The organism is Bacteroidales bacterium (genome assembly GCA_035342335.1).
GTDB lineage: Bacteria > Bacteroidota > Bacteroidia > Bacteroidales > JAGONC01 > JAGONC01.
This window is the reverse complement of record DAOQWY010000019.1, coordinates 37,952-60,084: the sequence shown is the minus strand read 5'-3', so window position 1 is coordinate 60,084 and position 22,133 is coordinate 37,952. Positions and strand designations below refer to the sequence as shown.

The window sequence follows — 22,133 nt, the reverse complement described above, 5'->3', positions numbered from 1 at the left end:
AAATCACCTACTCTTCCTGTTCAGCCTCAACATAGACCACCTCGCTGACCATATACCCGTTACGGTACTGTCGAATTTTCTGCAAACGGCCATCCTCCATAAAGTATTTCCACTCCCCTTCCCGCTTATCGTTGCTGTAAAGCCCGCTGACCATCAACCGGGTGTTGGGAAAGTACAGATGAAATTCTCCATTTCTCCTGTCATTTGTAAAAAAAGCGGTCAGCTTCCGGGTACCATCTGAATAAAACTGGTTCCACGGCCCCTCCTTTTGATCCCTGTTCCAGTAGAACTCTTCCGAGGTGTTACCGTTGGCGTAATAAGTCCTCCAGGTGCCCGAACGTAATCCTTTGTCATACTTTTCATCCGATATCAGCAAACCGTCTTGATCATAGTAGGTCCAAATACTGTCTTTTTTCGCTTCATGATAATTACCCTTTGCCATGACCTTCCCATTGGGATGATAGAGGACCACACGTTCCATCACACCGGGGATCACATGATTGGATAAAGCTTTTACCTGGCCTCCGGGGTAGTAATAGGTGAAGCTCCCCACCGGAAGATCGGCTTCAAACTGTCCGGTATAGAGCAGAATCCCCTCCGGATCTCTTTTTTCCCACCTTCCCTTTTTTTTGCCGGATGGATCCACCCTGTTGATACTATCCTGCCCAAAGGCGACTGCGCCTGGATGGACGATGATCAGGATCAGGAAATAAGGCAGCAGTAATCGTACGTTCTTCATCGGTGTTTCACTCAGCATCCTGAGATAACGAAAAAGGTTTCATTTTATTTAGGCAGGTCTGATTTTGCAATAACTTTGCAAATAAACAAATTTTCCGGCAGTCGATCCGGGATAAACAATTAATACTGTCCCTGTGGAGATCTATCCGTCGAAACTTCTTGAAGATGCCGTAAGGGAACTTTCCAGGCTTCCCGGGATCGGGAAAAGGACAGCGTTACGGCTGGCCCTGTTTCTGCTCAGGGAGGATGCCCAGGCATCGGAAGCGCTGGCAGGGGCCATCCTGCGGCTGCGCCAGCAAATCAGGTACTGCCAACAATGTTACAACATCTCTGATACGGATGTCTGTCCCATTTGTTCCAATCCGAAACGAAACCGGTCGATCCTCTGTGTTGTTGAAGATTCACGTGATGTTCTGGCCATCGAGAACACCGCACAATATACCGGGATCTACCACGTTCTGGGGGGCGTCATTTCACCGGTCGACGGCATTGGACCTCACGATCTGACCATTGATATGCTGGAACGAAAAGTTCAGGAGCAGGATATCGCAGAGGTCATCTTTGCCCTTCCTGCAACCATTGAGGGCGACACAACCAACTTCTACCTGTTCAAACGGCTGCAGGATTACAACATCAGGTTTTCCATCATCGCCAGGGGTGTTGCCATAGGTGACGATCTGGAATACACGGATGAGCTGACGCTGGGACGTTCGATCCTCAACCGGACGGCATATGAAGGACCGCTCCCCAGATGACACCATTCTGCTGAAGAATTCCCTGCTGAATGCCTGGTTCTGACCAGCGTGCATTACGTGTTTTCAACTTCTTCAAACAGGGCAAGCTGATTTTCAGTAACATAATATTCCCCCGGTACTCTTTTCGCAAAATTTTCCGTGTATTTCCGGATACACTTCTTGATCAGCTTCACTGGCGTTGTTTGACGCGCTTCACAATAATTCATCAGGGACCGTTTCTGCCGGGGGGACAACTTGATCTCAATGCTTTTAAACTTAACGCGCTTACGTTTTCGCATCCGTCAATCGTGTTGGTTCATCATTGCTTTGATTTGCGAACTTACGATGAAGTTCCGGATCAACCACAGGGTAATCCGGAAAACAATCCACAGAAGGCTGTTGATAACATCCTCCTTTCGGGTCAGGGATCAGAACCCGAAGATCTCCTGCAGTTTGCTGCGAAGCGCTGAGCCACGGAGTTCCCGCGCGATGATGCGTCCTTCGCGGTCGACAAGGACTGAAAACGGAATCGAACGAACGGCGTAGGACATGGCCAGCTTCGATTCCCACTTCTTCAGGTCGCTCACCTGCGTCCAGGTCAAAGAATCGTCCTGGATTGCCTTCAGCCAGGCGTCTCTTTTTTCATCCAGCGAAACACCAAATACTTCAAATCCACTTTCGTGGTATTTTCTGTACATGGCCACCACATTTGGATTTTCCCTGCGGCAGGGCCCGCACCAGGCTGCCCAGAAATCAACAAGAACGACCTTGCCCCTGAGGTCATACAGCGAGGCTGTATCTCCTTCGGGTGTGGGGGCAATGATGTCGGGCGCTATCAATCCGGGCCGGATGTACCGCCTGGAAGTCACCGCATAATGGAGTTCCCTGACATAGGCATTGCCCGGATACCGCTTGTACAATGAATCATCCAGCAGAGTGAATGTCTCAAAATAGTTATCCATTGACAGCCGGTTCGAATAAAACAAACAGGACGGAGAAGAGGGATTCGCTTCAAAAAAAGACTTTAAGTAGGCTTTGCCTGCACTGTCGGCCTGATTGTACTGTTGTTTGATTTGTACTTGCCGTTCCGTATCGGGGGGATCCATGGCCTTGGCACGATCGGCCTGTTTGTGCAGGGAATCCATCCTGGTTTCAAACTGCCGTACCCCCTGGCTGAGGGATTTCAATAGGGAACTGTGTGGCGATCCCTCTATGACCGGATTCCTGGCAATGGCACTGGCCTCACTGGTCACGCGGATGTTCTCCCCCGGCAGGATGACCAGGGTCAGGTAATTTCCCGGATCGAGTTTTAATTTGACAAATGCCAGTGACTTAACGTAAAATTTCAGAAAAAACTGACCCTTTTCATCAACCGATGTGCTGTCGATGATCTTGGGCTTCCGGTCAAAAGTTTCGACATAAATGGTTCGGTAAAGTGTGTCTATTTTCAGGCTGCCTGTGATCGTGATGTTCGGATCCTGGGCCAAAACAACATTGATTGTAAGGAAAAAACTAATCCAGGGAACTATTAATCTCCTCATTTATAATGCTTTGTAAATTAATAAACTTCTGCAGGCGAGCGGCAAATTTACAGTTTATTCTCATCCGGCTGCGTTTAATGAACAACTTAATAACAGGCCTGTTCACTTTCGGTTATTAAAATTTGTTTCGGTCTGCATCAACCCTGCGGGTTAAAATGTTAATTTTGGGAAATGGCAGAACAGATAAAAAATACGGACAGAGCACGGCTTAAAAATACCACCAGATCATCGGTAGCGCAGGCCGTTATTGACCAGGGCAAATTACCGCCCCAGGCGGTCGATCTCGAAGAAGCAGTCCTTGGAGCGCTGATGCTCGAGAAGGATGCCCTGGCAGCAGTGATCGACATCCTTAAACCGGAGATCTTCTACAAGGATGCGCACCATATGATCTTCAGCGCGATCCAGCGGCTTTTTTCACGGTCGGAACCCATTGATATCCTGACGGTTACCAATGAACTCAAGCAAAGCGGGCAACTGGAGATCATCGGAGGGCCGTATTACATTACACAACTTACCAACAGGGTGGCATCAGCTGCGAATATTGAGTACCATACACGCATCCTTCTTCAGAAATACATCCAGCGGTCCCTGATCGGCATTTCGACTGAAATCATTCACGATGCCTACGAAGACACGACCGATGTCTTTGATTTGCTCGATAAAGCTGAATCACATCTTTTCGACCTGAGCGAGCAAAATCTTCGCCGGAACTTTGCAGAAATGCATTCGCTGGTACATCAGGCTATCAATGAAATCCAGGCTGCGCGGCAGCATGCGGAAGGCATCAGTGGAGTCCCCTCGGGTTTCTCCGAACTGGACAGGGTGACATCAGGCTGGCAAAAATCAGATCTGATCATCCTTGCATCACGTCCAGGGATGGGCAAAACTGCATTCGCCCTTTCGATGGCGTGTAACGTGGCGGTTGGATTTAAGCGCCCGGTGGCCATATTCTCGATGGAAATGTCCTCGATCCAGCTGGTGACACGGTTGATATCCAGCGAGACTCAGTTACCGGTGGAGAAACTGCGGAAAGGGAGCCTTGAAAATTATGAATGGGAACAACTCAACGCCAAGATCGGAAACCTGATCGATGCCCCCCTGTACATTGACGACACGCCTGCCCTGTCCATCTTTGAACTTCGGGCGAAATGCCGGCGGTTGAAAGCCCAGCACGACATTCAGCTCATCATCCTGGATTACCTGCAGCTCATGTCAAGTCCTTCGGAAGGGCGGGGTAACCGCGAACAGGAGATCAGCAACATTTCCCGCTCGATGAAAAGTCTGGCCAAGGAGCTGAGCATACCCATCATTGCCCTGTCGCAGCTCAGCCGTGCCGTGGAAACAAGAGGCGGAACCAAACGGCCCATCCTGTCCGACCTGAGAGAATCAGGAGCCATTGAACAGGACGCTGACCTGGTGCTGTTCCTCTATCGGCCCGAATATTATAAGATCACCGAAGATGAACAGGGCAACTCCACCATTGGCCATGCAGAATTAAGCATTGCCAAACACCGTAACGGTGCACTAAAAGACATCAATCTCCGTTTTATTTCCAGATTCGCCAAGTTTACGGATGTAACCTCCGCTGAAACGGAAGTTGTACCATCAATGCCTGAACTGGGTTTCCGCCAGGCAGGAAGTGCGTACACGGTTCCCAGTAAAATGAACGATATGGAAGAAGATGAAGTAACCCCTTTCTAAAAGCTGATGAAACGACTGATCCTGTTGCTGATCCTCACCGTCCAGATGATCTCCTGCCAGGGTGCTTACCTGCTGATCCCCATGGACGAAACACAGAAAAATCATCTGAAAGCCTATGGCATTGCCTTCTGGGCCCTGGAACAGGACGTGGAGGTTGACTGGCTGTTGAATTTCAAAGGGGGTAGCTTCATGTGCAAATTTCACGAGTTAATTGAAAGCGAATGCATTATCAGGGGTGTAAGCTACCAGGTGATTGCCGATGCACAATCCACGGCCATCCTGATGGAAATTGCAGATCCCCAGGTAAATATGGATGTCGTTAAGCTTCAGAAAGCTCCGAAAGTCGCTGTCTATTCCCCAAAAAACAAACAGCCCTGGGACGATGCAGTAACCCTTGCCCTGACCTACGCTGAAATTCCCTATGACGTCGTCTATGATGAAGAAGTACTTAGCGGTGTTCTGCCCCTGTACGACTGGCTGCACCTGCACCACGAGGATTTCACAGGACAGTACGGCAAATTCTGGCGGACGTTCAAGGGAGTGGCCTGGTATGAGGAGGATGTGAGAATTACGGAAGAGATAGCCCGTGGACAGGGATTTGATAAAGTTTCACAATGCAAACTGGCCGTCGCTAAAAAAATCCGTGATTTTGTGGTGGGTGGAGGTTATCTGTTTGCCATGTGCTCGGCACCGGATAGTTTCGATGTGGCACTGGCTGCCGATGGCGTGGACATTTGCGATGTAATGTTCGACGGCGACCCGATGGACCCGGATGCACAGCAAAAGCTGAATTACGACAACTGTTTCGCATTCACCGGATTCATAATCAGCACCAACCCTTTTGAGTACGAAATTTCATCGATCGATGTAACCGATTCCAGGCGTGTACCGAAAAACAGCGACCTCTTCCTTTTATTCGAATTCTCCGCTAAATGGGATCCCGTGCCCACCATGCTCTGCCAGGATCACACCAAGATCATCCCGGCATTCATGGGCCAGTCAACTGCTTTTGACAAGCGCTTCCTGAAACCGCACGTACTGATCCTGGGAGAAAATAAATCACTAAATGAAGCACGCTACATTCACGGCGAATATGGAAAAGGAACCTGGACATTCCTGGGTGGGCACGATCCGGAAGATTACCAGCACCTGGTGGGTGACCCGCCCACCGACCTCAACCTTTACCCCAACTCACCGGGTTATCGCCTGATTCTCAACAATATTCTGTTTCCTGCAGCCAAAAAGAAAAAACTGAAAACATAACCTGACAGGAGTCCCTCTGTCAGAACTCCAGCCAGTCCATGCGATAAATGAACTCCGTGCGGTTAGACTCCCCGTCAACGACCGCAATGACGTAGTCATCACATTCCATCGGATTCACGTATCCAAAGTCGACCACTCCGTCTCCAACCTGTTCATTGATATTGTTCAACCTGACCCTGAAATCAAAGATGCCATCCCGGATGTAGCTACAGTCAGCGTCTTTGATCAGCTTATAACCCGCATCGACGACAGCGGTAAATTGCAGGCTGTCGTATTTCACAGTCAGACCCTCAAAAGAGCCGGCAGGCATGGTGATCTGATCACTGGATTCGGACCATAAGATCTGCTGATACCCGTCGAGGGTGACAGGATAGGCCGAGTCGGACTCATAGTCCCTGATGAGCGTGTTGTGGGGAACCTTGAAATCAAATAAGATCTTCCCGGAGGAGATGCCCATGTTCGTTATGGAACAGGTTCCTGCAGGGCTGTCGCGATGGATGATCAGATTTTCGTATCCATAGGTGGTGACGGAACCTTCCGACAGGTAAAGTGCACTGATGGTGCCAGTTATTTTTCCCGAAACGATGTCATCGGTACCGGTGCCGCCAAAGTCAATCACAAAGGTCTTTGGGTATGAATCCGGCGTGGCAGGATCAGCCGTGACGATTCCTCCCCGCAGCTGATATGAACCATCCGGATTGGACGAAAGGGAATCATTCAGTGATTTTGCCATCTGATCAACATAGAAAAACAAAGCGCTGCAGGTGACATAAGTCTGCATGAAATCTTCTGAAATGGGCCGGAAATCATAGATCACCGGATCTTCATCTTCGCAGCCGGAGAAGGAGATCGGTACCGTAAGCAGGAGGAACATCCATAACAAGAGGGAAGTGCGTATGTGCTCATTCTTCTTCATAGAGGCAGGGATCTTTGCGTTGGAACGTTAAAAAATTAAACGGATACGGATTTTTCTCATCAGGTTCATTTTCAAGTTTTTCCACCAGGATCCATTCCGAAAGATCAATTTCAGGGAAAAACGTATCGGCATCGAATGAATGTCTTATCAGGGTAATGTAGAGCCGGGTGGCAAACGGAAGAAACTGTCTGTAAACCGATCCTCCCCCGATGATGAAGTTTTCATTGTCATCATCCATTTTCTCAATGGCTTCCTGGATCGAATAAGCCATCTCGCAACCGGGAATTTGTTCGCTGCGGTCATCAGAGATGACGATATTGCGGCGGTTCTTCAGCGGGCGGAAAGGCAGCGATTCGAAGGTCTTTTTACCCATCACCACGGTGCGGCCAGTGGTGAGCTGCTTGAAACGTTTCAGATCCGCCGGCAGATGGCACAGGAGCTGATTATCCCTTCCAATGGCAAAATTCTGAGCGATCGCAACTATAATGGCAATTTCTTTCATAAGGTGCAGGTCAGCAGTCATTGGTCATGGCATTAAACGGAAATTTCGCCCCTGATGGCTGGATGGAAGAGGTAATTTTCCAGTTTGAAATCATCGTAGGTAAAGTCGAAAATATCATTGATTGCAGTATTGATCACCATTTGCGGAAGAGGAAACGGCGTTCTGGTTAGCTGAAGTTTAACCTGGTCCAGGTGATTGAGGTATATATGGGCATCCCCGAGGGTGTGGACGAATTCGCCGGCACGGAGCCCTGCCACCTGGGCGATCATCATGGTCAGCAATGAATAGGAGGCAATATTGAAAGGAACACCCAGAAAGATGTCACAGCTTCGCTGATACAGCTGACAGGATAACCTACCGTTGGCGACGTAGAACTGGAACAGAAGATGGCAGGGCGGCAGGGCCATCTGGTCAAGTGCGCCCACGTTCCAGGCACTAACGATGATCCTTCTGGAATCAGGGTTCATCCGGATGGCTTCAACTACCTGAGCGATCTGGTCGATGTACGTTCCATCCCCGGAAGGCCACGAACGCCACTGGTAACCGTAGACCGGCCCAAGCTCTCCGTTTTCATCTGCCCACTCATCCCAGATGGTCACCTTGTTGTCGTGCAGGTACTGAATGTTGGTGTCTCCTCTGAGAAACCATAATAATTCGTGGATGATGGAACGCAGGTGAAGTTTTTTGGTTGTCAGAACCGGGAAACCTTCTTCCAGATCAAAGCGCATCTGGTATCCAAAAACACTGATGGTGCCGGTGCCTGTCCGGTCCTTTTTCGGCACACCGTGTTTCATTACGTGGTCAAGAAGATCCAGGTATTGTTTCATCCATTTAACGCTTCTGCTGTTTATCCAATAATGCTCCCGATGATGGTTGCCGAGAACAGGGCTGCCAAGGTCCCTCCGACCAGTGCACGCATACCGAGCCGCGAAAGGTTCACCCGCTGGTTGGGAGCCAGAGCGCCGATGCCCCCGATCTGGATCCCGATTGAACTGAAATTGGCAAAACCACATAAGACATAGGTTGCAATGATGATTGATTTTTCCTCAAAAAAAGCCTGGGCGGCAACATATTCTTTCAGGGAAATGTATCCGATCATTTCATTGAGAATGGTCTTTTCTCCCAGCAACTGCGCCACCAGGGCGGTGTCTTCCTTGCAGACACCAATGGCCCAGGCGATGGGTGAAAGGGCATATCCAAGGATGAACTGCAGGCTGAAATGAGTGTAGCGACCATCGGTCATACTGGTGATGGCTGTATTCAGGGTTGTCCAGTCCCCGATTTTCATCAGGATGAAATTCACCATGGTGATCAGGGCAATGAAAACAATCAGCATTGCTGCAACATTCACGGCAAGTTTCAGTCCCTGGGTGGTTCCGTTGGCGATGGCTTCAAGGATGTTGGAGCCAATCTTTTCCCTGGTCACCTCTACGTGTTCCTGGATCGGCTCGGTTTGCGGAACAAGCAATTTTGCAGCGACCACTCCGGCGGGTGCGGCCATGACGGAAGCGCTGATCAGGTGTTTGGCAAACAGCATCTGGCTATGGGGATCGGAGCCGCCCAGCAGGCCAATGTAGATGGCCAGCACCCCGCCGGCAATGGTGGCCATCCCGCCAGTCATCACCAGCATGATCTCTGAGCGGTTCATCCTGCTCAGATACTCTTTGATCAGCAGTGGAGCTTCGGTCTGACCCAGGAATATGTTGCTGACACTTGAAAGACTTTCCGCCCCTGATATTTTCAACAATTTGGTGAGCGCCCACGCCAGCGCATATACTACCTTTTGTATGATCCCGTAATAGAATAAAATGCTGGTAATGGCACTGAAAAAGATGATCGTCGGTAAGATCTGGAACGCAAAGGTGATCAGTGAATCCTCCACCTTTCCGGTGACCATGGATTCAAAAAGAAAAGCGCTGCCGTCCTTTGAAAAATCAAGTATCTTGATGAAGATCCTGCCGATGAGTTCAAAAAAATACTGAACTGCCGGCACTTTCAGCACAAGGAAGGCAATGATGATCTGCGTGAGCAGACCCAATCCGACCACGCGCCAGGAAATGGCTCTCCGGTTAGTGCTGAGCAAATATCCGAGCCCGACCAGAATGACAAGTCCCAGCAAACCACGCAGTAGGGAAACCGCCTTCAGTCCCTTTGAATCCGATGGTTTTGCCTGATGGTGCACCGGCCCCGGAGCCGGCTGGACAACCGTGTCCTGCACCAGCATGGCGGTCGGCTCGCCAGGAGCTGCCGATGCAGACCATTGGCCGGTAAGAACTGATTTAATGGCATGAACTCTGCTCTCCGAAGCCAGCACTGAACTGCCTGACAACACTGCCAGAAAAACCAGCCACCATACGATCTTCCTCATCATGCGCAATGAATTAAGAAATTGTCGGATTACTCTTCAGGTGCAGCGCCTTTCTTTTTTTTCTTTCTGCGGTTAATTTCATCCCTGATAAGGGAGGCTTTTTCATATTCCTCGCCCTCAACAGCTTTTTCAAGCAGTTTCTGAAGTTCATTCAGCGAAAGGTCTTTGTGTTCGGAAAATGCAATGTCGTCGTTGTATTCCTGTTTTTCCCTTGACTTTTCCCCTTCCATTTCAATCCCGGCAGCCTGAAGGATCGTATCATAGGTATAGACCGGGCACCGGAAACGCAGTGAAAGTGCCACTGCATCCGAGGTTCGTGAATCGATCTCGAATCGCTCCCCCTCGTGCTCACAGATCAACAATGCATAAAAGACACCCTCATGAAATTTATTGATAATGACTTCTTTAATTTCTATGCTGAACTGTTTGGCGAAATTTCTGAAAAGATCGTGGGTCAGCGGACGGGATGGTTTCATTTTTTCAAGCTCCATGGCGATGGCCTGGGCTTCAAATCCACCAATGATAATGGGAAGCCTTCTTTTGCCACTCGCCTCTGCCAGAATCAGGACATAGGCCCCACTCTGTGACTGGCTGTAGGACATGCCAACGATCTTGAGCCGGATCTTCTCCATTTTATGACAGGCTTAATGCTGAATCCATGATTGGTCAGGTAAAAGTATTACTTTTTTCCAAAACTTCTCATATTGGACGGAATTTGAATTGATAATATACATAAAATATTGCATATCAATATATTAAAATAAATGTTCATCAAATTTTTTAAATAAAAAAAACTTTTTATTTTTGCTTTTCCTTCATCAAGAATACAAATTTAATCCTACACGCATGAAAAAATTAACGCTTCTGATGGCATTATCCATAATGCCGGTTTTTTTGTTTGCAAGTGAAGCCGATCTGCCTTTGCCTGATCTTAAGGAACTTTACCGTGAAGGATGGTCATTACTGAATTATGGATTCATTATCATCATCATTGGGATGCTTTTTGGTTTGTGGCAATATGTCACCATCCGGAGAATACGCGTCCATAAGTCCATGTCAGATGTATCCAACACCATTTGGGAAACCTGTAAGACTTACCTTTTTCAACAGGGTAAGTTCCTGGCGATTCTCTTCGGCATCATAGCGGTAATCATTCTTTATTATTTCATCGGGCTGTCGCATCTCTCCATACCCAAGACGATGCTGATCCTGTTCTGGACATTGATCGGGATCCTGGGATCGTACAGTGTGGCTTGGTTCGGCATCCGGATCAACACCCTGGCCAACAGCCGCACGTCGTTTGCTGCGCTGAAGAACAAGCCTTTCAATGTGATGTCCATACCGATGCAGTCAGGCATGAGCGTGGGTTTATTGCTGGTATGTGTCGAGCTGATCATGATGCTGATCATTCTGCTTTTTGTGCCTTTCTCGAGTGCGGGAGCCTGCTTTGTCGGATTTGCCATTGGCGAGTCGCTCGGAGCCAGCGCCCTGAGGGTAGCCGGCGGGATCTTTACAAAGATTGCCGACATCGGCGCCGATCTGATGAAGATCGTATTCAAGCTTCCGGAGGATGACCCACGCAATCCCGGTGTGATTGCCGACTGCACGGGTGACAATGCCGGCGACAGTGTCGGTCCCACGGCTGATGGTTTTGAAACTTACGGTGTTACGGGTGTCGCCCTGATCTCCTTCATCGTGCTGGCCATCAATTTCGGCACGCTTAGCATCTTCCCTGACCAGCAAGCAGCATTACGGTTCCAGAGCAACCTTATTGTTTGGATTTTCATGATGCGTATCTTGATGATCGTGACTTCTCTGGCAGCTTATTATCTCAACCTGGGTCTTGCGAAAGTCAGGTTTGGGAAGGCCGATAAATTCAACTTCGAAACCCCGCTCTCCAACCTGGTCTGGATCACTTCGATCCTTTCGATCATTGTGACCTATATCGTCAGCTATCTGCTGATCGGCGACATCACCATCGGAACCGCGGTGGTCACGTCGCTCTGGTGGAAGCTGGCCACCATCATCAGTTGCGGAACGCTGGCAGCAGCTCTGATCCCTGAGTTCACCAAGGCCTTTACCAGCACCAAATCAAGGCATGTGAAAGAAATTGTCACGGCATCAAGGGAAGGAGGAGCCTCCCTTACCATCCTGTCAGGTATGGTCGCGGGCAATTTCAGCGCCTTCTGGGAAGGCATGGTCATCGTCGGCCTGATGGTGGTCGCTTATCTTACGAGCACGCTTGGGCTGGATCAGTTCATGACGTATCCGACCATCTTTGCCTTCGGTCTTGTGGCCTTCGGCTTCCTTGGAATGGGGCCTGTCACCATAGCGGTGGACAGCTACGGACCTGTGACGGACAATGCACAATCGGTCTACGAGCTCTCGCAGATCGAAAACCGACCGGGCATCAAGGAAGAGATCAAAAAGGACTTCGGATTCGAGCCCAATTTTGAATCCGCCAAATATCACCTTGAGGTGAACGATTCGGCAGGGAACACCTTCAAGGCAACGGCAAAGCCGGTTCTTATCGGCACCGCTGTGATCGGCGCCACCACGATGGTCTTTTCCATCATCCTCCTGCTGGCCAAAAACGGCTTGCTGAACATTGAGCTGACCTCCGCCCAGGTCATCCTGGGATTCGTCACGGGAGGTGCTGTCATTTACTGGTTCTCCGGCGCATCCATGCAGGCTGTCACAACCGGTGCCTACCGCGCAGTGGAATTCATCAAGAAGAACATCAACCTGAACAAGAAGGAAGCCGACATCAACGACTCGAAGAACGTGGTCAAGATCTGTACGAAATATGCCCAGGCCGGCATGTGGAACATCTTCGCCGTCATTTTCTGCCTTACCCTGGCATTTGCCTTCATTGATCCCAACTTCTTCGTCGCCTACCTGATCTCCCTTGCCACCTTCGGCCTGTTCCAGGCGCTTTACATGGCCAATGCCGGAGGGGCATGGGATAATGCAAAAAAAATCGTCGAAGTCGACCTGAAAATGAAGAACACACCCCTGCACGAAGCCACTGTCATCGGCGATACCGTTGGAGATCCCTATAAGGATACTTCCTCTGTCGCCATGAACCCGATCATTAAATTCTCTACCCTGTTCGGGCTGCTGGCTGCTGAGATCTCCATCCAGATGATCCTTGGAGGATTCAAAACAGCATCCATCTGGATCGGCCTGATCTTCTTTATCATCGGTTTATTTTTTGTTTACCGGTCATTCTTCGGAATGAGGATCAAAAAACAGTAAAGTTATCCTGCTTATGAAAGAGGGTGTCTCAATGCAAGGCACCCTCTTTTTTATGCTTGTAGGTTCACAGCATAATCGTATTTTTGCATTGTTATTTCGCAAACAAAAGAGGGGGTATCCATTTTTTTAACCACCAAGGTGCACAAAGTACTTCACAAAGTTGCACTAAGTCGTTGATCTTCAAATAAAATGTCTTTGTGTACCATAGTGAAATCCTTTGTGTTCCTTTGTGGTTAAGCATCCATGATACACCCTCCTATAAATTTACAATATACATGATCACCAATAACTTTATTCTCCGTCACAATGGTCCGCGGCCGGAAGAGGTCCGGAAGATGCTGGATAAGATAGGCGTTTCATCCCTGGACGAACTAATTGATATCACCATCCCCAGGACGATTCGCCTGGAAAAACCGCTCAATCTGCCCAAAGGGATGAATGAGTACCAGTACCTCCGGCACCTGAAGGAGATCGCTTCCAGAAACAAGATTTACAAATCCTTCATCGGACTGGGGTATTACAATACCATCACCCCTGGTGTCATCCAGCGCAACATCCTGGAGAATCCGGGCTGGTACACATCCTATACCCCCTATCAGGCAGAGATATCGCAGGGCAGGCTCGAGGCGCTGCTGGTGTTCCAAACCATGGTTTCCGATATGACCGGTATGCCCATGTCGAACTGCTCACTCCTCGACGAAGGGACGGCCGCTGCCGAGGCGATGATCATGGCGTATAACGCGCGCTCAAGAGAGTCGGTAAAACGGGGAGCCAACCGGTTCTTCGTGTCGGAAGAAGTCTTCCAGCAGACCCTGGATGTGGTCACCGGCAGGGCGAAACCGCTGGGAATCGAGATTGTGAAAGGGGAGCACCAGGAGTTTGTGCCGGATGAAAGCTTTTTCGGAGCACTGGTCCAGTTCCCGGCTGAGAGAGGGAATGTGTATGACTATCGGTCCTTTGCTGAAAAAATTCACCAGGCGGGGGTCCTCCTCTGCGTGGCTGCCGACCTGATGAGTCTGGCGCTGCTCAAGCCGCCGGCCGAATGGGGAGCCGATATTGTGGTCGGATCTTCCCAGCGCTTCGGGATCCCGATGGGATACGGCGGTCCGCACGCTGCCTTCCTGGCCACCTCCGACGAGTATAAGCGCCACATGCCGGGCCGGATCATCGGAGTTTCGGTGGATGCCCAAGGGAACAGGGCGCTCCGGATGGCCCTGCAAACCCGCGAGCAACATATCAAACGCGAAAGGGCTACCTCCAACATCTGCACGGCCCAGGCCCTGCTGGCCACCATGGCTGGGATGTACGCCGTGTATCACGGTAAAGAGGGTATACATGAAATAGCACGACATATAAATATCCTGACAGGCGTCCTGGCACAGGAGGTTGTTAAATATGGTTACAGGCAATGCAACGAATCTTTCTTTGACACCCTGGAGGTCGAGATCCCGGCCGGCGTGAGCATGAATGCCATCTGCAGCCTTGCCCTTGAACAAAAAATGAACTTCAGGTATATCGATGAGCACAGACTGGGCATCAGTGTGGACGAAACCACCGAGCTGGCAGATATCAACCTGATACTGAATATCCTGGCGAAAGCAAACCACATTCCGTTCACCACTTTTATCTGCCATCCGAAGGAATGTGAAAAAATCCGTACCTATCCGGGGGACCTGGAAAGAAAAAGCGAATATCTGACCCATCCGGTTTTCAATTCCTATCATTCCGAAACAGAGTTGATGCGCTACCTGAAGATCCTTGAAAACAAGGATCTGGCCCTTAACCGGACCATGATTCCGCTGGGTTCCTGCACAATGAAGCTGAATGCGGCCGCCGAAATGTTCTTTATGAGCTGGCCCGAATTTGCCGAGATACACCCCTTCGTTCCGCTGGACCAGGCGCAAGGCTATACGCTGCTGATCAGCGAGATGAACAGGATCTTCTGTGAGATCACCGGTCTTGCGGCTATGTCGTTCCAGCCCAACTCCGGAGCTGCGGGCGAATACACGGGCATGATGGTGATCCAGGCGTATCACAGGGCGAATGGTCAGGGACACCGTAACGTGTGCCTTATCCCCTCCTCCGCTCACGGCACCAATCCAGCCAGTGCCCACATGGCCGGCATGGAGATCGTTGTTGTCAAATGCGACGAAATGGGAAACATCGACCTCACCGACCTGCGTGAAAAGGCAGTCGCCCATCGGGACAATCTGTCAGCGATCATGGTGACCTATCCCTCCACACACGGGGTTTTTGAAGAAGGAATCCTGGAGTTGGTGAAGATCGTTCACGAAAACGGAGGTCAGGTGTACATGGATGGCGCCAACATGAACGCCCAGGTCGGGCTCACCAGTCCGGGGCAGATCGGCGCCGACGTTTGCCATCTCAACCTGCACAAGACCTTTGCCATCCCGCACGGCGGCGGCGGTCCGGGAGCAGGTCCCATTGGGGTGGCCCGGCACCTGGCCGAATTTCTGCCATCCCATCCCCTTACGCCCACCGGAGGGAAAAATCCAATCCCTGCAGTCGCTTCTGCTCCCTATGGCAGTGCTTTCATCCTGCCGATCTCTTACGGATATGTGAAGCTGCTCGGAGCAGTAGGACTGGCAGAGGCCACAAAATATGCCATTCTGAATGCAAATTACCTGCTGGCCTGTTTGAAAGACCACTATAAGATCCTTTATACCGGTAAAAATGGCACCTGCGCGCATGAGATGATCCTCGACTGCAACGAGTTCCACCGGACGGCCGGAGTGGAGGTCATTTCCCTTGCCAAGCGGTTGATGGATTACGGATTCCACGCGCCAACCGTGGCATTCCCGGTTCACGGCACCCTGATGGTGGAGCCTACGGAAAGTGAGCCGCTTCGCGAGCTGGATCGTTTTGTGGCAGCGATGGTCGAAATCCGGAGAGAGATCCAGGAAATTGTCGACGGGAAAGCAGATCCGGCCAGCAACGTGCTCAAGAATGCACCGCATACAGCGGCGATGGTGATGAGCAGTCGCTGGGAGTATCCGTATTCCCGTGAGAAAGCCGTTACACCGGCACTGCTGGAAACGAAGTACTGGCCTCCCGTGACGCGGATAGATGATGCGTACGGCGACCGGAACCTGATGTGCACGTGCGAACTTTGATCTTACGTCCGCAGATACGATGCTCCATTAATATCAACGATACAACCCGTCATATAGTCATTCCCTTCAGAGGCAAGAAACGTGACCAGGCGGGCGATTTCTTCGGGTCGTGCCACGCGGTTCAGCGGGCTCTGTGCACGGATCTCATCTCCACGTGGAGGCATCAACCCGTCGGCAGCCATGTCGGTGTCGACCCAACCGGGTGCCACGGTAAAGACCAGCACATTGTGGGGCGCCAAAGCCTTCGCCATGGATTGTCCCAGCGCGTTGAGTCCCGCCTTGCTTGCTCCATATGCGAATGCCGTGGGCTCCCCGCGAAAGGCGCCCCGCGAGGAAATGTTAATGATCCGGCCACTCCCCTTCTCCAGCATGTGGTTGGCAACCAGAAAGGAAAGGTTGGCCACGCCGGTCAGGTTGGTGTCCATCGTCCGTTTCCAGGCCTGCTGCCAGGCATCATAAGTCATCCGCAGGAAGTCCACCTCCTCGTAAATGCCGGCATTGTTCACCAGGATATCTATTTTCCCAAGCTTTTCGATGGTCTGATCCACCATGCGCACCAGGTCCATGGGCCGGACCATATTACCCTGTACCAGGATATGGCTGGTACCCTTTAAAAGAGAAAGGGTCTCTTCTGCTTTGGAAAGGTTATGATTATAATGAAGGGCCACTTGTGCACCGGCGCCAGCCAGCGCCACGGTAATGGCCCTGCCGATGCCGCGGGAGGAGCCGGTGACTAAAGCTGCTTTCTGGGATAAATCAAGCTTCATGGGGTGGTTATTCGGGTTATTCGTGGTCATTCTTGGTCATGCGTGGTCATTCGTGGTCATTCGTTGTCATTCATCGTCATTCATTGTCATTTATTGCACATCCAGGGTTCTTAATTTACAGCATATGCCAATTGCAGTTTAATATTGGTCACACCTCCATTTAAGCCGGTTGTCACAATAAAAGCTGTGAAATCATCAAAAAACTTTCCTCTGAGAAATATCCATTGTGAATCCTTGTGCAGGTGTTTCACATGCTGGATATCGTCTTCATCAACAGGGTAAAGGACATTGAGAGCGGCCTCAAAAAGCAGTGCAGAGCTTTCGTCATGGAGTAAAAAGTCCTTTTTGATTACCGACATGAGGACCGGGCAATCAAGATCGATATGGATTGGTTCGATCATATTAACTGCTGAGCCGTTGACATTGATGTAATTATCGCTTCCACACGAAGAGGCTCCTGATCCGGTTTCAATAAAACTTACATCGATTTTATAAAACGTACCTGAAAATACCTTACTAACTGTACTCTGATCAACCTCTTCCCATTGGATATCAATATTGCTTTTTACGAATGATTCAATGAGTTTTTGACTGTCCGGATCAATTGTCTGGGCGAAAAGGTTAACGATAAACATGAAAGCGGTGAAGGAGCTAATGAGTTCTCTCATTTCGTTTTTAATTTTAGTGACAAGATGAAGATAATGGAATTTTGAGATCCAGGAGGCAAATGTAGTGGAAAAATGCATATCTCCACAGTCCGCTCCCTTCTATAACATACACACTGATAATTATTTATAATATGATCCGGAGAGATTAGACCATCGTAATTGTCAATTGTCGTCGCTCTTCGGTAAACCAGATATTTTCTGTAACTGCGCTATATCCTCCCTGTTTGAGAAATTATTGCCACTCACTTAATCCACGTTCAAATTTAATGTTATAAATCGCACCTTCCGACCAAATCACCTCCAATTCTTCTTTTTGAAACGGAAGATTTTCCATAGTGCCGACAACACCTTTTACCCGATCTTGAAGATTTTTGATTTGGGCATTTTGGTTGAATTGATTTATAAAACCGGGCCAGGTATCAATACCTATAATTTCACACGGTGTGTTTTCTCCTAACATTATTGATTGGCCGCCTGTTCCGCAACCAAATTGATTGGCCGCCTGTTCCGCAACCAATATCTGCAATTTTGGATTTTTCGTTAAGACCGTCTATAAAACTCAATGCTTTGAGCGTCATTTCAGGACTTCCTGGTCCTTGCCGTTCTGTGTTTGAAAAATAATCATGGATAATGTTCAACTCAAATTCGTAAATCGTATGTTTTTCGCTGCTCATAAAATGTCGTGGTTAAATTTCATTATTTGTCAATCCGCCGTGCTGTTATCCTGCTTGCCTCGAACGTTAGTGTAAATTCATCGATTGTACATCCAATTTGTCAGAAGATCCGAGAAATATACACCACAACCGACAAATAACGCGAAGCGTCCCGCAATCCGGCGGTATAAACTCCGCGCCGAGCAAATAACCATGAATAACGCGAGGCGCTTCAGCGCCGAGCAAATGACTATGAATGACCACTAATCACCTTCAATGACCCTCACTCCGGTGTTACTTGCCATCGTCTTGATCACCCCGAAGAACAGGGGATTATCCTTAAAGCCCTCTTCCAGGATATCAGCGATTGTGTCCATTTTTGAGCTTGGGCAAACGGCAAGGACAGAAGAGCCGCCGCCACTGACATTGAAACCAAACGCCCCCGCATCCAGTACTCTTTTTTTAATCTCCTGGTACCCTGGAATAGCGGCACTGCGGACAGGTTCGGCGATGTAATCGACACTGATGGCGCGGCCGAACTCTTCAATGTCGCGGGTGTGGATGGCGTGAATGACACGCGCGCAGCGCGCCATCTGCTCTTTCAGCTTCTCCTGCCCGATCTCGTAGGTGATGAATCCCCTGGTGGTACGCTGACTTTTACGTATGACAGCCAGCACGATCGGCATCTCACAGACGTCCAGTCTCAACACGTCGATCGGATTGTAGCTTTTTACCAGCACAAAGCCGCCCAGGATTCCGCCAGCAACATTATCCGCATGCGGCGATCCGCCGGAAGCGATCTCTCCCATACGGGCGATATCGATCATCTCGTTGGTGGTTAGCTTCAGGTCCAGTAACTCATTCAACCCATAAACGCAGGATGATGCTGAAGCGCCTGTCGTTCCAAGTCCGCCGCCGGAGATCATGTTCTTGTGCAGGACGATGTGCATCCCCTGCTGAATGTTTTTCCGTTTCAGCAATTCCAGTACGGCCAGGGTGGCCACGTTGTCCTGAATATTCAGGGGAATTTGCTGGTGATTGCCGGTAATGTCAAACGTCAGCTTTCCGGAATCATTCAAGGTGATCATTATCTCATCGTGTGGTTCCTTCAGTGTAAGGGCAAAGATATCATACCCCGGGCCCACGTTGGCACTGGTGGCAGGGGCAAACAATTTCACAGATCTCATATCAACCCCCTTTCTTTCAGTAGAGCTGCCAGAATAGTGGTTTTAGGTTCGCTCAGGGGTGTCAGCGGCGGGCGCAGGGTGCCGTCGATGACTCCCATTAACTCCAGGGCTTTTTTTGCACCCATGGGATTGGTCTCAAACCGGCAGGCTTCAAACAGGGGGTAATAGGAATTATGGAGCTCCCTTGCCTTTTGATGGTTCCCTTCCAGGGCGAAATGGATCATCTTTGCCATCACATCCGGAATCACATTACCTGAAACGGTAAAGCTTCCTGCACCGCCAAAAGCCACAAGCGGATAGGCAGTGGTATCCTTGCCGGTAAAGACCAGAAAATCATCGTTCCTGGTCAGATAAATGATCTTGGCCAGATGGTCGAGCTGTTTGTTGCCATCCTTGGTGGCGACAATATTGGGATGCTTGGCCAGCTGTGCGGTCATTTCAGGAGTCAGTTCCACTCCTGTGCGATTTTTTGAATTATGTAAAATAATAGGAATGGGAGAGGCATCTGCCAATTGCTCAAAGTATTTCATCAGCGCCGTAGCAGAGGGTAGTATGAGGAAAGGAGTGAAAGCAACCGCGTAATTTGCCCCGGTGTCGGCATACATCTTGGCCCGGTCAATGGATTCACGGGTACCTGCCAGGCAGATGTCCGGAAGGATCAGCTTTTTCCCATTAGCCTCCCCGACAATAATTTGCACCAGTCGCTTCACCTCGTCGTTCGTCATCAGTGAATTTTCCCCTGTGACTCCCAGGGGAGCGATCCCGTCAATTTCAGATTCCACCTGTCTGCGAACCAGGCGACGAAGAGCCGGCTCATCCAGAGAATAGTCCTTTTTAAATGGAGTGATCAGTAACGTATAGGCACCTTTTTTCATAAAATAGAATTATGTATGGTAAATAGATAAGAAAATATGTTCAGGAATCCCAATCAGGCCAGGTTGTATTTTTCCAAAACCGCAGGTGTTGGTTCTCCCTGTTCTGACCAGTTTCTCACCTTATAATATTTTCGGATCAGGTTAGTAAAGAACTCTTTCTCCACCTTCTTGCCCCGCATGAATCCGGCCAGCATTTCTTCCTGGAAGAAGCGTTCAGGCATCCGGTCATCGGTATATTTACGGCCATTCCGGATATTGTACCGCCGGGCCAGATGAGTAAGTTTTGCACCCAGTTCCCGGAGCGATTCCTCGGTATGGTCAAGGCCGGTGGCTGCATTCAGCAGCGGAGCGAGCCGGTTGAGTCCCAGAGGAAGAAAATCGCACACTACCAAACAGTTGCGTGCATTGATCTCATCCAGTCCTGAAGCAACCGATTCGGGAATATCGTCGATGGTGAAGTCAGGTCCCATTTCCTGCTCGGTCATCCAGAGACGTGTGTGGCTGGCGAAGTCGGCTACGGAAAGTACCACGCCCATCGTGAGGCAACCTTTAGGATTGACTCCCGACATTTCCATGCCATAAATATTGATGGCAAAATCGGAGCTGTTCTTCCCAATACGCCGGGCAGCAATGCGTGAACCATCGGAGAACAACTTACCAATACCACTTTTCATGGCCATCCGCAGGATCATTTCCCGCTGCGCTTCTGCATTACCCCATTCCAGTTTCAATCCATCCCAATCATCGATCAGTCCCTTTTCGTAGCATTCCATCGCGAACGACATCGTCACACCGGTACTGATCGTATCCAGACCCAGATCGTTGCAGAGTTCATTGGCCCAGGCGACATCCTTAATATTAAAAACAAGGCAGCCGGAACCCAGGAAAGCCGTTGTTTCATATTCAGGGCCCTCGATTTCGTGACCGTCCCACCGGGCAAACTTGGAGCACCGGATCGAGCAGCCGAAGCAGGCCGTATCTTTCCAGTTCAGGACCTCTCTGGCCGTTTCGGAACTGATTTCCTCAAACCGGTCGGAAACCACTTGCTGGAAATTTTTCACCGGGAGGAACTCGTATCCCTGTCCGCTGCGGATGCACTTCATGGTTCCCTTGACCCTCCTGAACTTCACACCGGCGTTATTCAGCACATCCTTTGTAGCGGCTTTGTTCAGTTCTTCAAACGCAGCAGGATCAGCATAGGTGATTGGTGTGTTACCGTCAGCCACGATTGCTTTCAGGTTCTTGGATCCCATTACAGCTCCTGCTCCTCCCCTACCATACTGCCTGTGTTTATCAACACTGATACAGGCCATCTTTGAGAGGTTCTCACCAGCCTGACCTATTGCTGCAACCCTTGGCTCAATCCCAGGATGACGCTTCTGCAACTCATCATTGGTGAAAAAAGCACCTTTCCCCCAGAGGTCGGAGGCATCAAGGATCTCTGCTTTTTCGTCTTTAATATACAGATAAACAGGTACTTGGGATATTCCCGTGATGACGACATAATCGAATCCCGCAGCTTTCAGGCGGGGTCCGAAGTAGCCACCGCAATGCGTATCCAGTATCGAACCTGTAAGAGGAGACCTGGTCACCAAGGCTGTCCTGGCGCTGGTCTGAACCTTGGTACCCGTGAAGGGACCATTGGAAAAGATCAGCGGATTCTCCGGCCCAAGCGGGTCCGGATTCGGGGCCAGTTTTTCCAGCAGGGCAAAGCCGACTCCCTTTCCCCCGACATAATCCCTGAACAGCTGACGATCCGAATCCCTGACTTCATACGTTTGACGGGTAAGATCGACGTAAAGACATTTATACGTATACGACATACGGA

The 22,133-nt window shown here is 49.9% G+C and carries 18 protein-coding genes and 1 pseudogene; 5 read left to right on the top strand and 14 right to left on the bottom strand.

Annotated elements, in window-relative coordinates; all coding sequences use genetic code 11:
- Nucleotides 1–7: 7 nt before the first annotated feature.
- A complete protein-coding gene (locus tag PKI34_10110) occupies nt 8–739 on the bottom strand; it encodes a hypothetical protein (protein ID HNS18161.1) in 732 nt (243 codons plus the stop codon).
- A gap of 133 nt (nt 740–872) precedes the next feature.
- Here PKI34_10110 and recR point away from each other — a divergent pair, with 133 nt between their 5' ends.
- Nucleotides 873–1,493 (top strand): recombination mediator RecR, encoded by a 621-nt coding sequence (recR, locus tag PKI34_10105; GenBank protein HNS18160.1) that lies wholly within the window; start codon nt 873–875, stop codon nt 1,491–1,493.
- A gap of 53 nt (nt 1,494–1,546) precedes the next feature.
- On the opposite strand, the gene PKI34_10100 is transcribed toward recR, so the two are convergent.
- Nucleotides 1,547–1,771, bottom strand: coding sequence for a hypothetical protein (locus PKI34_10100; GenBank protein ID HNS18159.1), 225 nt, complete (start codon nt 1,769–1,771; stop codon nt 1,547–1,549).
- A gap of 129 nt (nt 1,772–1,900) precedes the next feature.
- Entirely contained in the window at nt 1,901–3,013 is a 1,113-nt protein-coding gene (locus PKI34_10095) for a TlpA disulfide reductase family protein (GenBank protein ID HNS18158.1), read from the bottom strand.
- Nucleotides 3,014–3,184: 171 nt separating this feature from the next.
- On the opposite strand from PKI34_10095, the gene dnaB reads away from it, so the two are divergent.
- Nucleotides 3,185–4,714 carry a replicative DNA helicase gene (dnaB, locus tag PKI34_10090; GenBank protein ID HNS18157.1) on the top strand — a complete coding sequence of 510 codons (1,530 nt, stop codon included), beginning with the start codon at nt 3,185–3,187 and terminating at the stop codon, nt 4,712–4,714.
- Nucleotides 4,715–4,720: 6 nt separating this feature from the next.
- The gene (locus PKI34_10085; protein ID HNS18156.1) at nt 4,721–5,977 is read left to right on the top strand and encodes an asparagine synthetase B; all 1,257 of its coding nucleotides are present in this window, start codon (nt 4,721–4,723) and stop codon (nt 5,975–5,977) included.
- A 19-nt stretch (nt 5,978–5,996) separates the two neighbouring features.
- On the opposite strand, the gene PKI34_10080 is transcribed toward PKI34_10085, so the two are convergent.
- Genes PKI34_10080 through PKI34_10060 form a run of 5 tightly spaced genes read right to left on the bottom strand, consistent with a single transcriptional unit; the run spans nt 5,997 to nt 10,395 of the window.
- Nucleotides 5,997–6,893 (bottom strand): hypothetical protein, encoded by an 897-nt coding sequence (locus tag PKI34_10080; protein HNS18155.1) that lies wholly within the window; start codon nt 6,891–6,893, stop codon nt 5,997–5,999.
- Entirely contained in the window at nt 6,880–7,416 is a 537-nt protein-coding gene (locus PKI34_10075) for a dihydrofolate reductase (GenBank protein HNS18154.1), read from the bottom strand. The genes PKI34_10080 and PKI34_10075 overlap by 14 nt, the downstream gene beginning before the upstream one ends.
- Before the next feature lie 11 nt (nt 7,417–7,427).
- Nucleotides 7,428–8,222, bottom strand: a complete 795-nt coding sequence (locus PKI34_10070) for a thymidylate synthase (GenBank protein HNS18153.1) — start codon at nt 8,220–8,222, stop codon at nt 7,428–7,430.
- Nucleotides 8,223–8,242: 20 nt separating this feature from the next.
- Nucleotides 8,243–9,766: a nucleoside transporter C-terminal domain-containing protein gene (locus tag PKI34_10065; protein HNS18152.1), complete on the bottom strand. Its 1,524-nt coding sequence runs from the start codon at nt 9,764–9,766 to the stop codon at nt 8,243–8,245.
- A 26-nt stretch (nt 9,767–9,792) separates the two neighbouring features.
- A complete protein-coding gene (locus tag PKI34_10060) occupies nt 9,793–10,395 on the bottom strand; it encodes a DUF151 domain-containing protein (protein HNS18151.1) in 603 nt (200 codons plus the stop codon).
- Between the two features lie 214 nt (nt 10,396–10,609).
- Between PKI34_10060 and PKI34_10055 the strand changes: the two genes are divergently transcribed.
- Together PKI34_10055 and gcvP are read left to right on the top strand one after the other, a co-directional pair.
- Nucleotides 10,610–13,021, top strand: a complete 2,412-nt coding sequence (locus PKI34_10055) for a sodium-translocating pyrophosphatase (protein HNS18150.1) — start codon at nt 10,610–10,612, stop codon at nt 13,019–13,021.
- A gap of 275 nt (nt 13,022–13,296) precedes the next feature.
- Nucleotides 13,297–16,155, top strand: a complete 2,859-nt coding sequence (gene gcvP, locus PKI34_10050; protein ID HNS18149.1) for an aminomethyl-transferring glycine dehydrogenase — start codon at nt 13,297–13,299, stop codon at nt 16,153–16,155.
- A 2-nt stretch (nt 16,156–16,157) separates the two neighbouring features.
- On the opposite strand, the gene PKI34_10045 is transcribed toward gcvP, so the two are convergent.
- From PKI34_10045 to PKI34_10020, 6 genes and pseudogenes are all read right to left on the bottom strand, one after another.
- On the bottom strand, nt 16,158–16,922 hold the full coding sequence (locus tag PKI34_10045; GenBank protein HNS18148.1) for an SDR family oxidoreductase: 765 nt from the start codon (nt 16,920–16,922) through the stop codon (nt 16,158–16,160).
- A gap of 110 nt (nt 16,923–17,032) precedes the next feature.
- Nucleotides 17,033–17,590, bottom strand: a complete 558-nt coding sequence (locus PKI34_10040) for a hypothetical protein (GenBank protein ID HNS18147.1) — start codon at nt 17,588–17,590, stop codon at nt 17,033–17,035.
- A gap of 172 nt (nt 17,591–17,762) precedes the next feature.
- Nucleotides 17,763–18,264, bottom strand: a pseudogene (locus PKI34_10035) (class I SAM-dependent methyltransferase).
- A gap of 242 nt (nt 18,265–18,506) precedes the next feature.
- A complete protein-coding gene (locus PKI34_10030; GenBank protein HNS18146.1) occupies nt 18,507–19,430 on the bottom strand; it encodes a homoserine kinase in 924 nt (307 codons plus the stop codon).
- Nucleotides 19,427–20,305, bottom strand: a complete 879-nt coding sequence (dapA, locus tag PKI34_10025) for a 4-hydroxy-tetrahydrodipicolinate synthase (protein HNS18145.1) — start codon at nt 20,303–20,305, stop codon at nt 19,427–19,429. The genes PKI34_10030 and dapA overlap by 4 nt, the downstream gene beginning before the upstream one ends.
- Before the next feature lie 53 nt (nt 20,306–20,358).
- Entirely contained in the window at nt 20,359–22,128 is a 1,770-nt protein-coding gene (locus PKI34_10020) for an aldehyde ferredoxin oxidoreductase family protein (protein ID HNS18144.1), read from the bottom strand.
- Nucleotides 22,129–22,133 lie beyond the last annotated feature (5 nt).